The 17,531-nt window shown below is 68.9% G+C and carries 17 protein-coding genes; 15 read left to right on the forward strand and 2 right to left on the reverse strand.

The genetic code is table 11. From position 1 onward, the window contains the following. Position 1 precedes the first annotated feature (1 nt). The 9 genes from ACO0LU_RS05750 to ACO0LU_RS05790 all read left to right on the forward strand — a co-directional run bounded on the left by ACO0LU_RS05750 (position 2) and on the right by ACO0LU_RS05790 (position 9,750). On the forward strand, positions 2-2,620 hold the full coding sequence (locus tag ACO0LU_RS05750) for a LuxR C-terminal-related transcriptional regulator (RefSeq protein ID WP_424790451.1): 2,619 nt from the start codon (positions 2-4) through the stop codon (positions 2,618-2,620). A 253-nt stretch (positions 2,621-2,873) separates the two neighbouring features. Beyond that, positions 2,874-5,306 (forward strand): hypothetical protein, encoded by a 2,433-nt coding sequence (locus tag ACO0LU_RS05755; protein ID WP_424790452.1) that lies wholly within the window; start codon positions 2,874-2,876, stop codon positions 5,304-5,306. Positions 5,307-5,563: 257 nt separating this feature from the next. Next, positions 5,564-5,785, forward strand: a complete 222-nt coding sequence (gene infA / locus ACO0LU_RS05760; protein ID WP_022917277.1) for a translation initiation factor IF-1 — start codon at positions 5,564-5,566, stop codon at positions 5,783-5,785. A gap of 76 nt (positions 5,786-5,861) precedes the next feature. Continuing rightward, positions 5,862-5,975 carry a 50S ribosomal protein L36 gene (gene rpmJ / locus ACO0LU_RS05765; protein ID WP_424789003.1) on the forward strand — a complete coding sequence of 38 codons (114 nt, stop codon included), beginning with the start codon at positions 5,862-5,864 and terminating at the stop codon, positions 5,973-5,975. A gap of 152 nt (positions 5,976-6,127) precedes the next feature. Continuing rightward, positions 6,128-6,505, forward strand: a complete 378-nt coding sequence (rpsM, locus tag ACO0LU_RS05770) for a 30S ribosomal protein S13 (RefSeq protein WP_424789002.1) — start codon at positions 6,128-6,130, stop codon at positions 6,503-6,505. A 63-nt stretch (positions 6,506-6,568) separates the two neighbouring features. Further along, the gene (gene rpsK, locus ACO0LU_RS05775; protein WP_424789001.1) at positions 6,569-6,976 is read left to right on the forward strand and encodes a 30S ribosomal protein S11; all 408 of its coding nucleotides are present in this window, start codon (positions 6,569-6,571) and stop codon (positions 6,974-6,976) included. A gap of 152 nt (positions 6,977-7,128) precedes the next feature. Continuing rightward, entirely contained in the window at positions 7,129-8,124 is a 996-nt protein-coding gene (locus ACO0LU_RS05780; protein WP_424790453.1) for a DNA-directed RNA polymerase subunit alpha, read from the forward strand. A gap of 27 nt (positions 8,125-8,151) precedes the next feature. Then, complete coding sequence (gene rplQ, locus ACO0LU_RS05785; protein ID WP_424790454.1) at positions 8,152-8,766, forward strand: 50S ribosomal protein L17; 615 nt, start codon at positions 8,152-8,154, stop codon at positions 8,764-8,766. A 141-nt stretch (positions 8,767-8,907) separates the two neighbouring features. Beyond that, a complete protein-coding gene (locus ACO0LU_RS05790; RefSeq protein ID WP_424790455.1) occupies positions 8,908-9,750 on the forward strand; it encodes an alpha/beta fold hydrolase in 843 nt (280 codons plus the stop codon). 93 nt (positions 9,751-9,843) lie between these two features. Here the strand turns inward: ACO0LU_RS05790 and ACO0LU_RS05795 are convergent, their stop codons facing one another. Next, complete coding sequence (locus ACO0LU_RS05795) at positions 9,844-10,602, reverse strand: ROK family protein (RefSeq protein ID WP_424790456.1); 759 nt, start codon at positions 10,600-10,602, stop codon at positions 9,844-9,846. A 78-nt stretch (positions 10,603-10,680) separates the two neighbouring features. Here ACO0LU_RS05795 and truA point away from each other — a divergent pair, with 78 nt between their 5' ends. Continuing rightward, positions 10,681-11,562, forward strand: a complete 882-nt coding sequence (gene truA / locus ACO0LU_RS05800) for a tRNA pseudouridine(38-40) synthase TruA (RefSeq protein ID WP_424790457.1) — start codon at positions 10,681-10,683, stop codon at positions 11,560-11,562. 58 nt (positions 11,563-11,620) lie between these two features. Here the strand turns inward: truA and ACO0LU_RS05805 are convergent, their stop codons facing one another. After that, a complete protein-coding gene (locus ACO0LU_RS05805; RefSeq protein ID WP_424790458.1) occupies positions 11,621-12,022 on the reverse strand; it encodes a hypothetical protein in 402 nt (133 codons plus the stop codon). A gap of 108 nt (positions 12,023-12,130) precedes the next feature. Here ACO0LU_RS05805 and ACO0LU_RS05810 point away from each other — a divergent pair, with 108 nt between their 5' ends. The 5 genes from ACO0LU_RS05810 to ACO0LU_RS05830 all read left to right on the forward strand — a co-directional run bounded on the left by ACO0LU_RS05810 (position 12,131) and on the right by ACO0LU_RS05830 (position 17,491). Continuing rightward, positions 12,131-13,948, forward strand: coding sequence for an ATP-binding cassette domain-containing protein (locus ACO0LU_RS05810; RefSeq protein ID WP_424790459.1), 1,818 nt, complete (start codon positions 12,131-12,133; stop codon positions 13,946-13,948). A gap of 261 nt (positions 13,949-14,209) precedes the next feature. Beyond that, entirely contained in the window at positions 14,210-14,653 is a 444-nt protein-coding gene (gene rplM, locus ACO0LU_RS05815; RefSeq protein WP_424790460.1) for a 50S ribosomal protein L13, read from the forward strand. A gap of 24 nt (positions 14,654-14,677) precedes the next feature. Then, complete coding sequence (rpsI, locus tag ACO0LU_RS05820; RefSeq protein WP_424790461.1) at positions 14,678-15,175, forward strand: 30S ribosomal protein S9; 498 nt, start codon at positions 14,678-14,680, stop codon at positions 15,173-15,175. 145 nt (positions 15,176-15,320) lie between these two features. Beyond that, entirely contained in the window at positions 15,321-16,673 is a 1,353-nt protein-coding gene (gene glmM, locus ACO0LU_RS05825; protein ID WP_424790462.1) for a phosphoglucosamine mutase, read from the forward strand. Between the two features lie 170 nt (positions 16,674-16,843). Further along, the gene (locus ACO0LU_RS05830; RefSeq protein ID WP_424790463.1) at positions 16,844-17,491 is read left to right on the forward strand and encodes a DedA family protein; all 648 of its coding nucleotides are present in this window, start codon (positions 16,844-16,846) and stop codon (positions 17,489-17,491) included. The last annotated feature ends 40 nt before the right edge of the window (positions 17,492-17,531 follow it).

Consider the following 17,531-nt stretch of genomic DNA (forward strand, 5'->3'; position numbering starts at 1 on the left):
GTTGATACGCAAGGTCCAGGAAGAAGCCGCAACCAGCCAACCACCTCGCCTCCCGCGCGTCACCTCCACCATTGCCATCAGCCGCGCACTGCGCGAGACGATGGAGAATGCCCCCGCGATCGCGGTGCTGTGCGCCCCGAGGGGATTCGGTAAGACCAGTGCGGTCGCCTCCTGGGTTCGCGGCCAGACCGGGGCGCACACCCGCTACGTCTGGGTGGGCCTGCCGATGCACGCGACCGGCCCGGAGCAGTTCTGGTCCGAGGTGCATCGCGCCCTCACCGGGACGAGCCCGCCGGCCGGGACCGACCCGTTGACGCTCATCTACGAGGTGCTGGGCCGTACGCTGCAGCCCACCACGCTCGTGCTGGACAACTTCACCTATGTCAGCGACGAGAGCGTAGACGATGAGTTGGGTGAACTGCTCAACCAGTTCGAACGGCTGCGTGTGGTGGTCATGGTGCGGATGGAGCGGGCCATCGTGGCGATCGCCAACGCCCACGCGGAGTCCGCCGTACTGCGGATGCCCCAACTCGCCCTGGACGCTCGAGGGGTAGCCACGATGGCGACCGAGGCGGGCTACACGATGACCCGGACCCAGGCCCGCGAGATCGCTGAGGCAGTCGTCGGCTGGCCCGCTGTGATCCGGGCACTCCTGCGCGATGGGTCGCGCGACGCCGATGGCGCGCTGGTCCCGGACTGGCACGGTATCGAGCGCTACTGCAGGATCGTGTTGGAGGATCCGGACATGCAGCGCTTCCGGCCGGTGCTGGCGGCGCTCAGTTGCGCGCAGACCTTCGGTCCTGACCTCGGCCGGAAACTGATCGGTCAGGACAACTGGCAGACCGTATTCCCGGTGATCCACCAGGCGGGGATCATCGACCAGGTGCAGTCCGATAGCGGGCAGGCCTATCGTATCCGCCCGCGACTGCGTGCCGCGGTCCAGGCCGTCACCCGCCGCCATGACCCGGTGAACTACCGCCATTACCATCGCATCCTGGCTGACTGGTATGACCGGCGGAACATCGCCGAGCCCGCCATCGCCCACTTCGTCGAAGCCGAGGACTGGGCACGAGCCGCCGTCCTCGTGGAGGACTATTGGCTGGAGTTCGTCACCGGTCCTACCGACGAGGCCCGGCGGATCCTGCGCAAGTTTCCCGATGAGATCGTGCGCGCCAGTGCCAAGCTCTTGGTGGTCCGGGACTACATCCTGAACGTCGATACGAGGCAGCGTGCCTGGCACGCGTTCCGGTCCGGGCACATGGAGGCCGACTTCGCCGCACGCTATGAGAATCAGCGGCTCACCCTCAGCCAAACCCTGCAGATGCGCGTCTCCGGGGAGTACGAGACGTTCCGGCAGGTGATAGAGCAGTCCGGGCACGGGGTGGAGCGTTCGGCGTGGGCAGACAGCGTGCTGGAGCAGATGCCGGAGATGCTGCTGCAGTGGAGCATCACTCTGCTGTTGACCAGGGATGTGCCCAGTGCGGCCTATGTCTTCAGGCAGGCCTACCAGTGGGCCCGGGAGCGGGGGATGACCGGAGCCAAGCGTGAAGCCGGCAGTGGACTGGCACTGTGCCTGGCCATGCTCGGTCATCTCAACTCCGCCGAGAAGTGGCTCGACCGGGTCGCCGGGCTTGTGTCCCGAGGCGTCCCGGCTGATCTGGAACGCCTCGCGAGTGTGCTCGTCAGAGAACTGATCGCCGGGGACCGGCTGGAAGCCGGCGACACCGAGCCCGCGGCGGTCGAGCACGTCCCGGCGCTGCCGGGACTGGAGGCGATCCAGCAGTATCTGCACGCCGGATACGCGCTGCACCGGGGGGACGCACGGGTGCAGGAAGAGACCCTGTCGATGCTGGAGCGCTCGCTCGCTACGTTGACCCCGCATCGCCACGGGGCCCGGATCACCGGAGCCGCGGCCCGCAACGCCATCGTGGACCTGTGCATCGCTCGTAGCCAGTTCGAACGCGCCTACCGCGTGCTGGAGGGCGTCGATGCCGAGCAGGTCTGGGCGATCGTATGCCGTGCCCGGCTCGCCTTGTTCGAGGGGCGCAATGACGCAGTTCTCACGATGACCGAGCACATAGATGGACTATCGGTCGCCGACATCCGGCATAGTCTGCAACTCCACCTCATGCGAGCCTGCGCAGCGCGACGCCTGCACCGGATGGATGTCGCGGGCGATGAACTCCAGGCGGCCGCCAGCCTGGCTGAGATCTCCGGCATCGTGCGGTTCTTCGCGTTGGTGCCAAGAGCCGACCTGGTGGGCTTGGACCAGGAGTTTCCCCATGTGATACCGCCGGGCGCAGTGCAGGCCGTGACTGCCGGCGCTGAGGTTTTTCCCGAGCCGCGCGAACCCGTCCGGCTCTCCGAACGGGAACTGGAGGTGCTGCGCCAGATCGCCACCGGTGCACCGCTCAGCCAGGCGGCCCGGCGGCTGTTCGTCTCGGAGAACACGGTGAAGTCCCAGGTGCGCAACATCTATCGCAAACTCGGGGTGCATGCCCGCGAAGATGCTCTCCAGCGCGCGAAGTCGCTGGGACTGCTCACCGACGACGACGGGCGCCCGGGGGAGAGTCCGGGGACCGCAGGCGCCCACGCACACCGGCGCACGCAGGCCATCTGAGGCGACTGTCGCCGGCTGTTCGTTGACGACCTTGCCGATCATCGTTGCCCGGCGGGCCGTGACCATCCTGTGATCCTTGTTTTGCGCCGTCGGCCAGACCGGTGCGATTAGTCTGTGTCCGACCCGTGGTGCGCCGTTGCCCTCGCTTCTGGCCGGCGTCACCGGCGCCCGGCAACATCGCCGGGCGCGAGAGGAAAGGACACAGATGTCACACCGGTCGGCTCCTTCAGCATGCGGCAGAGTTCGCACGTTCATGGCAGCACTGTTGTCGCTGCTCCTGCTCGGCGTCGGGATCACGACGGCGTCGGCGGATGCGATCGACGACGCCGAGGCGGCCCCGGCGCAGGACGGTGCCTGGCAGTTGTCCCAGCAGGCCACGCCCACGTCCGGTGCCACGGTCGAAGCAGGTGAGCAGATCACCTACACCCTGACCGCCGCCGCGCGAGAGACCCGCCCGGTGAGGGGGGTGGCGGCCACTGTGGACCTGTCCGGCGTGCTGGCTCACGCGAGCCTGGTCGAGCCTCTGCATCGCGAGCTGAGCCTGACCGGTGATGACCTCATCTGGGAGGTGCGCACCCCGGTGCACAAGATCCGCCCAGCCTCGGTGTCCTTCTCCGTGGTGGTCGACCCCGATGCCTCCGGCGTCACGCTGACCTCGGTGGCCGCGCCGCAGAGCAGTGGCGGTACCTGCACCGACTGCACCATGACCCACGCAGTGCCTGGCGAGCCTTCGTGGGACCTGAGCGTGACCCCGAATGAGGAGCCCGGCTCGACCCTGCTGACGAACGCGGCGATTGTTCCGTCGATGACGGCCACGAACACCTCTGATGTCACGGTCTCCGGTGCCCAGGTGGTAGCGGACCTGACCGGGATGGGCCAGCACTGGGACCTGGGCACCCTCCGGGAGGGCGTGAGTTACGACGCCGACACCAACCGGTTGACCTGGGACGTGCCCGAGATGGAGCCGGGTGAGTCCCTCACCCAGCGCTTCCAGGTGCGACTCCGGGCCCCAGCGCGTGGGAGCGAGGTCTCGCTCGGCTTCATCGCCCAGGGTGCCGGCGGGCAGTGCGTGGCGGGCTGCGAACTCGGCTACCACGTGGTCGGGTTCGACGCCTCGGTCACCGCCGACCCGGCGGCCGGTGAGGTGACCGCCGGGCAGCGAATCACCTACACCTGGACAGCGCAGAACATCTCCGGCGGCCAGCTCACCGGAGCGCACATGCGGGCGAACCTGCGCCACCAGAGCGGTCCGTTGCTGGAGGCCGCGGATCTGGTGGAACCTCTGGATGAGGCGCTGGAGATGTTCGGGTCGGTGCTGCACTGGAACATCCCGGACCTGGCCCCGGGGGAGAGCGCGGAGATCTCCTTCGTCGCGCAGGTTCACCAGGACGCGACCCCGGGCGAGATGGTCCGGATGGGTATCAGTGCCGGGACGGCCCGCCACGGTGGGTCGCTGGTGGACCCCGCCACCCTGGTGCACACCGTCGCCGAGCCCACCTGGGAGTTGTCCCACAGCGCAGAGCCGGCGTCCGGATCCACCGTGACACCGGGTGAGCAGATCACCTACACCCTCACCGCCGCTGCGCTCGATCTGCGTCCCGTGACCAGGGTCGCGGCGAGTGTGGACCTCTCGGAGGTGCGCAGTGGTGCCACCCTCGTCGAGCCGTTGCCGGCGGGGTTGAGCCTGGACGGGGATGTCCTGACCTGGACGGTTCGCCCGCCGGTGCACCGGGGCCATCCCGCCTCGGTCTCCTACGCCGTGACCGTGGACGACGACGCTTCCGGGGCCACCCTGACCAGCGTGGCGACGCCACAACGGGCCGGCGCGCTGTGCACCGGCTGCACGCTCACCCACTCGGTTGCTGAGCCTGCGTGGGAGGTCAGTGCTCGGGCGGCGCAGGCCAATGCGGTGACGATCCCGAATGAGGGCACGGTGCGCCCGAACGGGCAGTTGAACTACCACCTGAGCGCTCAGAACGTCTCTGGTGTGTTGATCACCGATGGGGTGGTGGTTGCCGATGTGTCCAGGCTGATGCCCTTTGCTGATATCGAGGCAGTCGGGGAGGGTGCGGAGTTCGATGCCGACGCCGGGGTGGTGCGGTGGTCGGTGCCCGAGCTTGCTGCGGAGGAGTCGGCGTCGGTGCGGTTCCGGGCGAACCTGCGGTTCGCGGATGCCCCGAATGCGGTGTTGCCGTTGTCGGTGAGCACTGAGGGTGCCGGTGGGGAGTGTGTCTCCGGGTGTGAACTGGTGCATTACGCGACCGGGTTCGAGGCCTCGATGAGCACTGACCCGCCTGCCGGTGCGGTCGAGGCCGGCGATGAGATCACCTACACCTGGACGGTGCAGAACACCTCCCACGCGCAGATCTCCGGTGCCACCGTGACCGCCCAGTTGCGTGATGTGCTCGAGCACGCCGAACTGGTGGAGCCGCTGGCTGAGGGGTTGCGTCTGGTCGGGATCACTGAATCGACGATCGTGAGGTGGGATGTGCCGGACCTGGCCGCGCACGAGACCGCTGAGGTGTCCTTCAGTGTGATCGTCGACGATGAGGTCGAGGCGGGGGCTGAACTCGCCACGTCGATCACCGCCGGGGCGAACAGTTTCGGCATCACCTACGGCGACCGCGAAGCCACCCACACCGTTGCGGAACTCTCCTGGGAGGGCAGCGTGATCTGGTTGGTCTGACCGGGTCGAGGTGCGTTGACCGGCCCGGGCGCGTTGCGTCGTCGCTCCGCCGGGACGACGGTGCACGGCGGTGTGAGGTAGACCGCATCGGAACCGATCGGGGCCGGTTCCATCCGGGCGGATCATGCCGTAAGATTGACCGTTGGGCGCGCTCCGCCACGCTCCCGCCCCGGGTGACCGGGCCCGGAAGCACACGGAGCACAGTCATACGCACGCGCCTCATCGGATCCAGACAGGTACTGCAGTTAGCGGAGGATATGGCGAAGAAGGACGGGGTCATCGAGATCGAAGGCCACGTGGTCGAGGCGTTGCCCAACGCGATGTTTCGCGTCGAGTTGAGCAACGGCCACAAGGTACTCGCCCACATCTCGGGCAAGATGCGGCAGCACTACATCCGGATCCTCCCCGAGGACCGTGTGGTGGTCGAGTTGAGCCCCTACGACCTCACCCGCGGTCGAATCGTCTACCGCTACAAGTAACAGACCACGATCTCGCCGCCGCGAATGGGACCCCCATGGAGTTCCCGAGCGTGCGCGGCGGTGCAGAGGAAGCATCATGAAGGTTAAGCCGAGCGTCAAGAAGATCTGTGACAACTGCAAGGTGATCCGTCGTAACGGCGTCGTGCGGGTGATCTGCACCAACTTGCGTCACAAGCAGCGCCAGGGCTGACACCCTGCGTTCGGGCCGTCCGCGGCCACCACAACTGCACACCGCCAGCGATCGCCCGTCGATCGCAGCCCTCGGCTCGGAGGCCGGGGCCCGCAGCCCGCGGGACGGCGATGTGGAAGACCTCCGATGACTCACAGGAGTGAGAAGACAATATGGCACGACTCGTCGGCGCCGACCTCCCCCGCGACAAGCGGCTCGAGGTAGCGCTCACCTACATCTTCGGCGTGGGCCGCACCCGCGCTGCCGAGACGCTCGAGGCCACCGGCCTGAGTCCGGACCTGCGCGTCAAGGACCTCAATGACGCGGATCTGGTCGCATTGCGCGACTACCTCGAGGGCAACTACAAACTCGAAGGTGATCTGCGCCGTGAGGTGGCCGCAGACATCCGCCGCAAGGTGGAGATCGGGACCTACCAGGGCCTGCGGCACCGCCGTGGCCTTCCGGTGCGCGGACAGCGCACCAAGACCAACGCGCGGACCCGCAAGGGCCCCAAGCGCACCGTGGCCGGCAAGAAGAAGGCCGCTCGCTAAGCAGTCCGCTCCCCGCCTCCGAGCGGACGCGGATCGACGACCTCGAAGAGAAGAGATTTGTAGATGCCCCCCAAGACTCGCCAAGCCGCCGGTGCGCGTAAGCCGCGCCGCAAGGAGAAGAAGAACATCTCCGCCGGTCAGGCCCACATCAAGTCGACCTTCAACAACACCATCGTCACCATCACCGATCCCACCGGTGCCGTGATCTCCTGGGCCTCCTCCGGCCAGGTGGGCTACAAGGGATCGCGTAAGTCGACGCCCTTCGCTGCCCAGCTCGCCGCCGAGGCTGCCGCCCGCAAGGCGCAGGAGCACGGCATGAAGAAGGTGGACGTGCTGGTCAAGGGCCCCGGCTCGGGCCGGGAGACCGCAATCCGCTCGCTGCAGGCCACCGGCCTGGAGGTCGGATCGATCCAGGATGTGACCCCGCAAGCGCACAACGGTTGCCGCCCGCCGAAGCGTCGCCGGGTCTGAGTCCGGTGTGGTGCGGGCGCAAGCCTGCACCGTCGGTGTGGCCGCCCTCGGGGCGGCCCACCCACCACCGTTAGTTTCACCCCCGGTTCGGACAGATGGGCCGGGGTCTTGCACGACGTCATATAGCGGACGTTTGCTGAAAGGAATCACCAGTGCTCATCGCACAACGCCCCACACTGACCGAAGAAGTCGTCGACGAATTCCGGTCCCGTTTCGTCATCGAGCCTCTTGAGCCGGGCTTCGGTTACACCCTCGGTAACTCCATGCGTCGTACGCTGCTCTCCTCCATCCCGGGTGCGGCCGTGACCAGCATCCGCGTGGACGGGGTGTTGCACGAGTTCTCCACCATCTCCGGTGTGAAGGAGGACGTCACCGAGATCATCCTGAACGTCAAGGACATCGTGGTCTCCTCCGAGCACGACGAGCCTGTGGTGATGTACCTGCGCAAGCAGGGCCCCGGCACCGTCACCGCTGCCGACATCACGCCCCCGGCCGGTGTGGAGGTGCACAACCCGGACTTACACCTGGCGACCATCAACGCCAAGGGCAAACTCGAGATCGAACTGACCGTCGAGCGGGGCCGCGGGTACGTCTCCGCGGTGCAGAACAAGCAGGCCGACGCCGAGATCGGTCGTGTGCCGGTGGACTCGATCTACTCGCCGGTGCTCAAAGTGACCTACAAGGTCGAGGCCACTCGTGTGGAGCAGCGGACCGACTTCGACAAGTTGATCGTGGACGTGGAGACCAAGCGCTCGATGTCCCCGCGTGACGCCCTGGCCTCGGCCGGTTCCACCCTGGTGGAACTGTTCGGGCTGGCCCGCGAACTCAACACCGAGGCCGAGGGGATCGAGATCGGACCCTCCCCGACCGACGCCGCATTGGCCGAGGACCTGGCGATGCCGATCGAGCAGTTGGATCTGACCATCCGGTCCTACAACTGTCTCAAGCGGGAGGGCATCCACACCGTCGGCGAGCTCGTGGCTCGCAGCGAGGCCGACCTGCTGGACATCCGCAACTTCGGCGCCAAGTCGATCACCGAGGTGAAGGAGAAGCTGGTCGGTCTGGGTCTGTCCCTGAAGGACAGCCCGAGCGACTTCGACCCCTCCCTCGTGGCCTCGTACGACGGCGACGACTACGACTACAACTGAGCGTCGCTCGCACCCTAGGAGATTCCCATGCCCAAGCCCACGAAGGGGCCCCGTCTCGGCGGTAGCCCGGCACACCAGCGCCTGATGCTGGCCAACCTGGCCCAGTCGCTGTTCGAGCACGGCAGCATCCGCACGACCGAGACCAAGGCCAAGCGGTTACGCCCGTTCGCCGAGCGACTGATCACCAAGGCCAAGCGCGGTGACCTGGCTGCCCGTCGTCAGGTGCTCGCCGTGCTGTCCCGCAAGGACGTGGTGCACGAGTTGTTCACCGAGATCGCTCCACGATTCTCCGAACGTCCCGGTGGTTACACCCGGATCATCAAGGTCGGCCCCCGCAAGGGTGACAACGCGCCGATGGCCGTGATCGAACTCGTTACCGAGCCCTACAGCCCGAAGCAGGCCACCGTGAAGGAGGCTGAGGGCGCCACCAAGCGTGGTGCGAAGGAAGCCGCCGCCAAGCAGGCCGCCGAGGCCCCCTCCGCCGAGGAGACCACGGACAGCCCGGACACTACGGACAGCCCGGACAGCCCCGATTCCCCGGAGTCGGCGGACAGCCCGGATTCGGCCCCGTCGGCCGACTCACCCGCCGAGGCCGACGAGACCGAAGCCAAGGACGACGCCGGCGAGGCCAGCAAGTCCTGACCCGACGTTAGTCAGCGCTTTCGCGGGCCCGCTGCCGGACCACTCCGGCAGCGGGCCTGCGTGTTCTGTCCCCAGACCGCTGACCGCTGAGCGCGTTCGATGGTTCGGGGGGCGGCGTGAAGGGCGTGGCACAGTGGTGCCATGGCCGTGGACCAGCAAGACCCTGAGCGCGAACCGGCTCTCGACGTGGGGCCCGCCCAGCCAGGCGAGCAGGACCAGCCCGCCCAACCGTCGGTGCTGTTCGTGCACGGTATTCGCAGTTCGGGGACCATGTGGCGGGCGCAACTGGAGCACCTCGAGGCGCTGGGGGTGACCGCACGCGCGATCGACCTTCCCGGCCACGGCACGCATATCAGTAGTGCGTTCTCGCTCGCGGCGTGCCGGGAGGTGATCGAGCAGGCGTGGCAGGAACTGCCCGCCGGGAGACGCATCCTGGTCGGGCTGTCGCTGGGCGGCTATCTGGCGCTGGATTGGGCCGCTCGAACAGCGAGTCCGGTTGATGCGGTGCTCGCGGCCGGGTGCAGCGTGCGTCCGCGGGGGGCGCCGCTGGCGGCCTACCGGCGCCTGGCCGGGCTGATCAATCGGTTGCCCGACCGGGGTGGCTGGCTGAATGACACGCTCACCACCAGGATGCTGAGCCCGGACGCCGCCCGGGACGTCGCTGCCGGAGGGGTGGCGCTGGAGGTGATGGTGCCGGCGCTGACGGCGATCGCGCAGGTGGATCCGATCGCGGATCTTCGCCGCATCGAGGCCCCGGTGTGGCTGGTCAACGGGGCATGGGATCACTTCCGGGCGGAACAGGCCCGGTTCTGGGCCGCAGTGCGAACCGGTCGGCTGATCGTCCTGCCCCGTACCGGGCACCTGGTCAGTCTGGAGCGCCCGGACTTGTTCAACGCCGTGCTGGCCGCGCTGGTGGCCCAGGTGCGCGAGTCCGGTCCGGACCTCGCCCCGAGTGCTGGTCCGGATGTCCCAACCCGGCAGTGACCAGGCCCTGTCCCAACCCGGCAGTGACCAGGCCCTGCCTCAGCCCGGCAGTGACCAGGCCCTGCTTCAGCCCGGCAGTGACCAGGCCCTGCCTCAGCCCGGCAGTGACCAGGCCCGCACGCCTCCCACGATTCCAGCGCTGTTGGGCACCACGACCACGTCGTCGCCCGCCTTCGCCAGCACCACCGGGGTGATCCGGCGGGAGTTGCCACCGCCCAGGTAGAGCCGGTCCCACAGGAACACCGGGCGCAACGCGTCGATCACGCGGCGGACGCGCCGCGACCACATCGCATCCCCCAACCGCAACCGTTCGTGCTCGCCGACGTACTCGTCGTAACTCAGGCCCCAGCGCACCGGGCTCTGGGACAGCTCCGCGTGCGGGGCCAGCCGGCCGCCGTCGAACACTGCGTTGCCCAGCCCGGTGCCGAAGGTGAGCATCAGTTCCAGGCCTGCGCCGGCGATCACGCCGGCTCCGTGCACCTCGGCGTCGTTGAGGATCAGGGCGGGCTGGTCGAGCCGCTCCTGTACCCCGCGGCGCATGTCGAAGCCTGTCCACGCCGCTCTGAGTTCGGGCAGCACCTTCGTGCGCGGGCCGGCCCGGGTGATGTAGTGGGGGGTGTGCACCACCACACCGTGGCGGATCATGCCCGGCATGCCTACGGTGATCCGGTCGGTGGGGGGCAACCGTTCGGCGAGGTCGGCGATCACCTCGAGCAGGCTCTCCGGTGGCAGCGGGTAGGGCGTGGCGGTGCGTACCGGCTGGGCGTGCATCGTGCCGACCCCGTCCAGCACCGAGGCCTTGATGCCGCCGCCCCCGCAATCCACCGAGAGGGTCACCGGGTCGGAAGTCACCCCCTGATGCTACTGGCGCAGCGTGAAGCGGGCCCGATGTGAACGTGCGGAGCGGACACGATGTGATGAACTGTTCCCGTGTCCGAACCAGACAGGCCCGCTGCGCCACCGGCCGGCAACGAACCGGCTGTGCGCATCCGGCTGGACCTGGCCTATGACGGCACCGAGTTCTCCGGGTGGGCCGCCCAACCAGGGTTGCGCACCGTCGAGGGGGAACTGCGGCGCGGGCTGGGGACCATCCTGCGCACCGAACCACCGCGGCTGGTGGTGGGTGGGCGCACCGATGCCGGCGTGCATGCCAGGGGCTCGGTGGTCCACACCGACGTCGACGCGGCTGCGTGGGAGTCGTTACCCGGCCGTTCCGACCGGGCCCCCGCTCAGGCGGCCCTCAGCCGCCTGGCGGGTGTGCTGCCACCGGACATCGTGGTACGCCGCGCCACCGTGGTCAGCACCGACTTCGATGCCCGGTTCTCCGCCCTGCGACGGCGCTACTCCTACCGGCTGTGCGACCGTCCCGCCCTCGCCGATCCGCTACGCCGAAGGGACACGGTGATCGTGCCCAGACCACTGGACTGCGAGGCGATGAACACCGCAGCCGACATGCTCTGTGGACTACACGACTTCGCCGCGTTCTGTAGACCACGGGAAGGGGCCACCACGATCCGCACACTGGAGGGCTTCTCCTGGCAACGTCCCACCGAGGGCGTGCTGGAGGGCACCGTGGTGGCCGATGCGTTCTGCCACTCGATGGTGCGTGCCCTGGTCGGGGCGGTGGTCGCCATCGGGCAGGGCCGCCAGGAACCGGGATGGGCCGCCGCGGTGCTCGCTGCCCGCAGACGGGACCCGGCGGTGATGGTGATGCCCGCGCACGGACTGTGCCTGGAGGAGATCATCTACCCGCCCACGCATGAACTGGGTGCGCGCGCCACGCAGGCCCGTGCCGTGCGCGAACTCCCCTGAGGTCTCGAGCGGGAGGTGCCGCGGCGGCTTTCCCGGTGTCGCAGTAGGTGACCGGGGGTCAGAGCGCGGGGTCGGCCTCGTCGTCGGATGCCGGTGTCTCCCACACCTCCGGCTCCTCGATCTCCACGCGCTCATCGATGCCGTCCGGGCTCATCTCATCCGCCACGGTCTGCTCATACAAGGGCCCCGGTGCGTCCGGAGCGTTGAAACCCTCGTCCACCAGGTCCCGACCGCCGGTGTCCTCCAGGGTGTCCTCGGCGGGCAACTGCCGGATCGTTCCGGTGGCCCCGACATCCGGATCGGCCTCACCGGTGTCATCGGGTTCGGGCTCACCATCCTCTTCGGGGGAGGCGGTGGTGTCCGACGGGGGCAGGTCCGAGACCTGATCGGCGTTGGCCAATTCCTCCGGGCTGGGCTCGGCCGGGGAGAGTTCCTCGGGAATGGGTGTGCTCGCGTCCATCCACCCACACTGACACTGCCGGCACGGCCGCGCATCCGCAGACGGTACGGCGCACCGGCACCGGTAAAACGGCTTGGCCCACCGCCACCGGACCGCCATCCTGGGGCCATGGCGCACCTCGATCTGGCCGGGATCACCTATCACCTCCCCGACGGCAGGGTGCTGCTGAACGAGGTCTCCGCGCACGTGGGCGAGGGCCAGCGGGTGGCGCTGATCGGTCCGAACGGCGCGGGCAAGAGCACCCTGATCCGGATCGCCACCAAGCAGATAACGCCGCACGGGGGAGCGGTGACCACGGCGGGCGAGATCGGGGTGATGGCCCAGTGGGTGGGTCGCCGCGCGGCGACACTGGTTGCGACGGCTGACGACGAGGCGCCCGGGGCGTGCATGGCTGGCGCCCGGGGTGCGGGTCACCCAGGCGGCGACGAGGTCCCGGGCAGCGCTGCCGCCCCGCTGCCCGGCCCGCCCGATTCCGAGCGGGAACCGACCGTGCAGGACCTGCTGACGGCCCATGCGCCGGCGCGTCCGTGCGAGGTCGCCCAGCGGCTGGCCCGAGCCGGGGCGGCGATGACCGGGGCCGAGAGCCAGGCCGCCCAGTTCGATTACGCCCAGGCGTTGGCAGACTGGGCCGACGTGGGCGGGTACCAGCTCGAGGCGCAGTGGGATGAGATCTGCTCCGACGTGCTCGCCCAGTCCTGGGATCGTGCCGCGTCCCGAGGCCTGTCCACCCTCTCCGGTGGTGAGTCCAAGCGGTTGGTGCTCTCGGCGCTGCTGCGTTCCAGCGCGCAGATCCTCATCCTGGACGAGCCGGACAATGCCCTTGACGTGCCTGCCAAGCGGTGGTTGGAGGCCCGGCTGGGTGAAACTGATAAGGCCGTCTTCTTCATCAGCCACGACCGCGAGATGCTCGAGGCGGTCGCCACCGCCGTACTCACCTTGGAACCGGGGCCGGCCGGGTCCACCGCATGGCGCCACGGCGGTGGCTTCGCGGGTTATGCCCAGGCGCGCGCGGATCGGATGAGCCGGCTCGCCGAACTGCGCCGGCGCTGGGACTCCGAGCACGCCCAGTTGCGGACGTTGGTGCAGATGTACAAGCAGAAGGCCAGCTACAACTCCGATATGGCCTCTCGGTTGCAAGCGGCCCGCACCCGCCTCGCGGCGTTCGAGAAGGCGGGGCCACCCCAGGCGGTGACTCGTGACCAGCACGTGCAGATGCGGTTGCGGGGCGCACGCACCGCCAAGCGAGCAGTGGTGCTGGACCGGCTCGCCCTGACCGGCCTGACCGAACCCTTCGACGCCGAGGTCTGGTTCGGTGAGCGAGTCGCCGTGCTCGGGGCCAATGGCACCGGTAAGTCCCACCTGCTCCGGTTGCTGGCCGGCGGTGGTACCGATCCCGACACCGGTAACGCCCCAGCCAGCGAGCACCTACCCGCCGCCGTCGCGCACAGCGGCTCCGCGCGGCTGGGTTCCCGGGTACGCCCGGGCTGGTTCGCCCAGCAGGACGCCCCCGCCCACCTGGTCGGACGGACCCTGCTGCAGGTGCTGCACCGCGGTGATGGCACCCGGAACGGAATCGCCCGTGAGGATGCCGGCCGGGTACTGGACCGGTACGAACTGGCCGCCGCGGCCGAGCAACAGGTCCAGACCCTCTCCGGCGGCCAACTGGCCCGGTTCCAGATCCTGCTACTGGAGTTGTCCGGCGCCACGCTGTTGTTGCTCGATGAAGCCACCGACAACCTCGACCTGCACTCGGCCCAGGCCCTGGAGCAGGGGCTGGAGGCGTTCACCGGAACGGTCCTGGCCATCACCCACGACAGGTGGTTCACCCGCTCCTTCGACCGCTTCTGGCACGTCGGCGCCGATGGCAGGGTGAGCGAGACCACCGCCCCGGTATGGGACGATGACGGCGCAGCCCGCCGCCGCTGAGGGCAGAACGTGAGCAATATCGCTCGTGCGGGCCGGTTGGACGGCCCTGCGGCTTTGACCACCGGGCCGGCCTGGCAGTACAGTGACGTGTTGTTGTGCGTCCGTGCTGCCGGTCGGTGCCTCCCACTCACCACCACGCGCGGGCATCGACGCTAACGACCGACCACCGGTTCGGCGGGGCGGATGTGTGCCCAGCCAGACGGGCCCGTGACGCCCGGACCGACCAGACCGCAGCACCGATCCAGAACGAAGGCCAACACCGTGCGTACGTACACCCCCAAGGCAGGCGAGACCGAGCGCGCCTGGTACGTCATCGACGCTACCGACGTCGTCCTCGGTCGGCTCGCAACCCATGCCGCTACGTTGCTGCGTGGTAAGCACAAGCCGACTTTCGCCCCGCATGTCGACGGCGGTGACTTCGTCGTCATCATCAACGCCGACAAGGTCGCCCTGACCGGAAGCAAGGCGGAGCAGAAGACGGCCTACCGGCACTCCGGCTACCCCGGCGGTCTGCGCGCCACCAGTTACGCCGAGTTGCTGGACAAGCACCCCGAGCGAGCGGTCGAGAAGGCCATTCGCGGCATGATCCCCAAGACCAGCCTGGGCCGGGCGCAGTTGCGCAAGCTCAAGGTCTACCGCGGCGCCGAGCACCCCCACGCCGCTCAACAGCCCCAGACTTTCGAGATCACCCAGGTGGCGCAGTAACGCCCGGCGTTGCGCGATCTGTAGATGCGAGGAGAACCAGTGACCGAGAACACCGCAGTGGCGGACGTCGAGGACGTACCCACCGAGTACACCTCCGAGTCCGAGGCCCCCACCGGGCAGGGCACGTCGCGCTCCGCACCGGGTGCAGCGCTGGGCCGGCGCAAGCAGGCCGTGGCGCGGGTCCGGCTGATCCCGGGTGAGGGCACCTGGAACATCAACGGGCGAGACCTGCAGACCTACTTCCCGAACAAGATCCACCAGCAGTCGGTCAGCGCGCCGCTGGTGGCCATCGACATGCTCGGCCGCTTCGACGTGATCGCCCGGATCGACGGTGGCGGTACTTCCGGTCAGGCCGGCGCCCTGCGCCTGGCGATCGCCCGTGCCCTGAACGAGATCGACCCCGAGACCAACCGGTCCGTGCTGAAGAAGGCCGGCTACCTCACCCGCGACGCCCGCGTGATCGAGCGGAAGAAGGCCGGGCTGAAGAAGGCCCGCAAGGCTCCCCAGTACTCCAAGCGCTGATCAGCGCCCGATCGCGGGCCTTCGCGGGCTAGGACGTGGCATCATCGGCCCCGGCGGGTACCCACCCGCCGGGGCCGCTGCGTTGCGTGGTCGCGCGGGGCCCGCGTGCGCCGTCGGCGGCGTGGTAGCGGAAGGACAGTGAACGATGGCTCGACTCTTCGGAACCGACGGAGTGCGGGGGTTGGCGAACCGGGAGGTCACCGCCGAGTTGGCGCTGCGCCTGGGCATGGCCGCCGCCTCGGTGCTGACCGCGCACGGCCGGTTCGAGGACCGCAGGCCCAAAGCGATCGTGGGGCGTGACCCCCGTGTCTCCGGCCAGTTCCTGGCCGCGGCCACCATCGCCGGGCTTTCCAGCGCCGGTGTGGATGTGGAGGACCTGGGAGTGCTGCCCACCCCCGCGGTGGCGCATCTGACCAGTGTGGAGGACGCGGATCTGGCCGTGATGATCTCCGCCTCGCACAACCCGATGGCGGACAACGGGATCAAGTTCTTCGCCCGGGGCGGGCACAAACTCGATGACGATGTGGAGGACGCGATCGAGGCTGCCCTCCACGCCCCGGTCGAACTTCCGGTGGGGGACGCCGTCGGACGGGTCGTGCTGGACCGTGGGGTGGGTGGCGACCGCTACGTCCAGCACCTGCTGAGCACCACCTCCACCCCGCTTCGGGGCCTGCGCATCGCGGTGGACTGCGCCAACGGCGCGGCCAGCGAGGTCGGGCCGCAGGCGCTGCGGGACGCCGGTGCCGATGTGGTGGTCATCAACGCCTCTCCCGACGGTCGCAATATCAACGAGATGTGTGGATCAACCCATCCCGAGCAGCTCCAGGCGGTCACCGTGGCCTCCGAGGCGCACCTGGGGGTGGCGTTCGACGGTGACGCCGATCGGTGTCTTGCGGTCGATCACACCGGCGCACTGGTCGACGGCGACCAGATCATGGGCATCCTGGCCCAGGCCATGAAGGAGGCCGGCACACTGGCCTACGACACCCTGGTGGTGACGGTGATGAGCAACCTCGGCTTGCTGATGGCCATGCGTGAGGCCGGCATCACCACGGTGCAGACCGGGGTCGGCGACCGGTATGTGCTGGAGCGGATGCGCGCCGGCGGGTTCAGCCTGGGCGGGGAGCAGTCCGGACACCTGGTCCTGGCCGATCACGCCACCACCGGGGACGGCCTCCTCACCGCCTTGCACCTGGCGGCACGCGTGGCCCAGACCGGGCGTAGCCTGGCCGACCTGGCCGGTGCCGTCCCGCGCCTGCCCCAGGTGCTCATCAACGTCAGCGGAGTGGACAAGACGCGGGTGGACTCCGATGCGGAGGTGCGTACGGCCGTCGCGGCCGCCGAGGCCCGGTTGGGCGAGTCCGGCCGGGTGCTGCTGCGCCCCTCGGGCACCGAGCCGCTGGTACGAGTGATGGTGGAGGCCGCCGAGCAGGACCAGGCCGAGGAGGAGGCCCGGGTACTGGCCGATGTGGTCCGCGCGCGCCTGGCACTGGCCTGAAGCGGATCGGCTATCCCCAACCCGTACGCGCTGACCAGGAGTTTCGCCGGCACCAGGGATTCGCACACGAACTGGTGGTGCCTGAGACCTCTCCGTGACATACGCTGGCGGCGTCGCCACCGGGTGCGGTGGCGTCATGGTCATCGGCACCACGCTCGAGGAGTTCATCTGTGATCGACCTGATCCTCGAGGGTGCCGCGTCGCCGTGGTCCCTGGTGGTCCTTCTTGCGTTCTGTCTGATCGACGGGATCTTCCCGCCCGTCCCGAGTGAGTCCCTGGTCATCGCGATGGCCTCGTTGAACGCCCAGGGCGAAGGACAGAGCCTCTGGCTGCTGATCCCGGCCGCCGCACTCGGTGCTTTCTGCGGGGACCTTCTCGCCTACCTGATCGGCACCAAGGTCGAGGTGCACAGCCTGCGCCTCTTCCGCGGACCTCGCGGCCGGCGGACCCTGGCCTGGGCGTCCAAGGCGATCCACCAGCGCGGCGGTGCGTTCATCCTCGCGGCCCGGTACATCCCGGTAGGCCGGGTGGCGGTGAACCTGAGCGCCGGCGCACTCGGCTTCCCACGGCGCCGCTTCATCGGCTTCGCCGCGGTGGCCTCGGTGATGTGGTCGCTGTACTCGGTGGCGCTGGGCGTGGGGGCCGGCGCCTTGCTGTACGGACGGCCCCTGCTGGGCGTGCTGGTCGGCGTGGTGGCCGGGGTGGTCCTGGGAACCCTGATCGACCTGGGGATGCGCAGGTTCTTCCCACCGCCCGAGCCGGCGCCGCCGGTGCTGCCGAACCCCCGCGAGGAGGTCGCCGTCGGTGACGGCGGCTGAGACGGGCTTACGCCGCACCGACCGTCCGGGCACCCCGGCG

Source organism: Pseudactinotalea sp. Z1748, from assembly GCF_049725185.1.
Taxonomy (GTDB): Bacteria; Actinomycetota; Actinomycetes; order Actinomycetales; family Beutenbergiaceae; genus CALKWS01.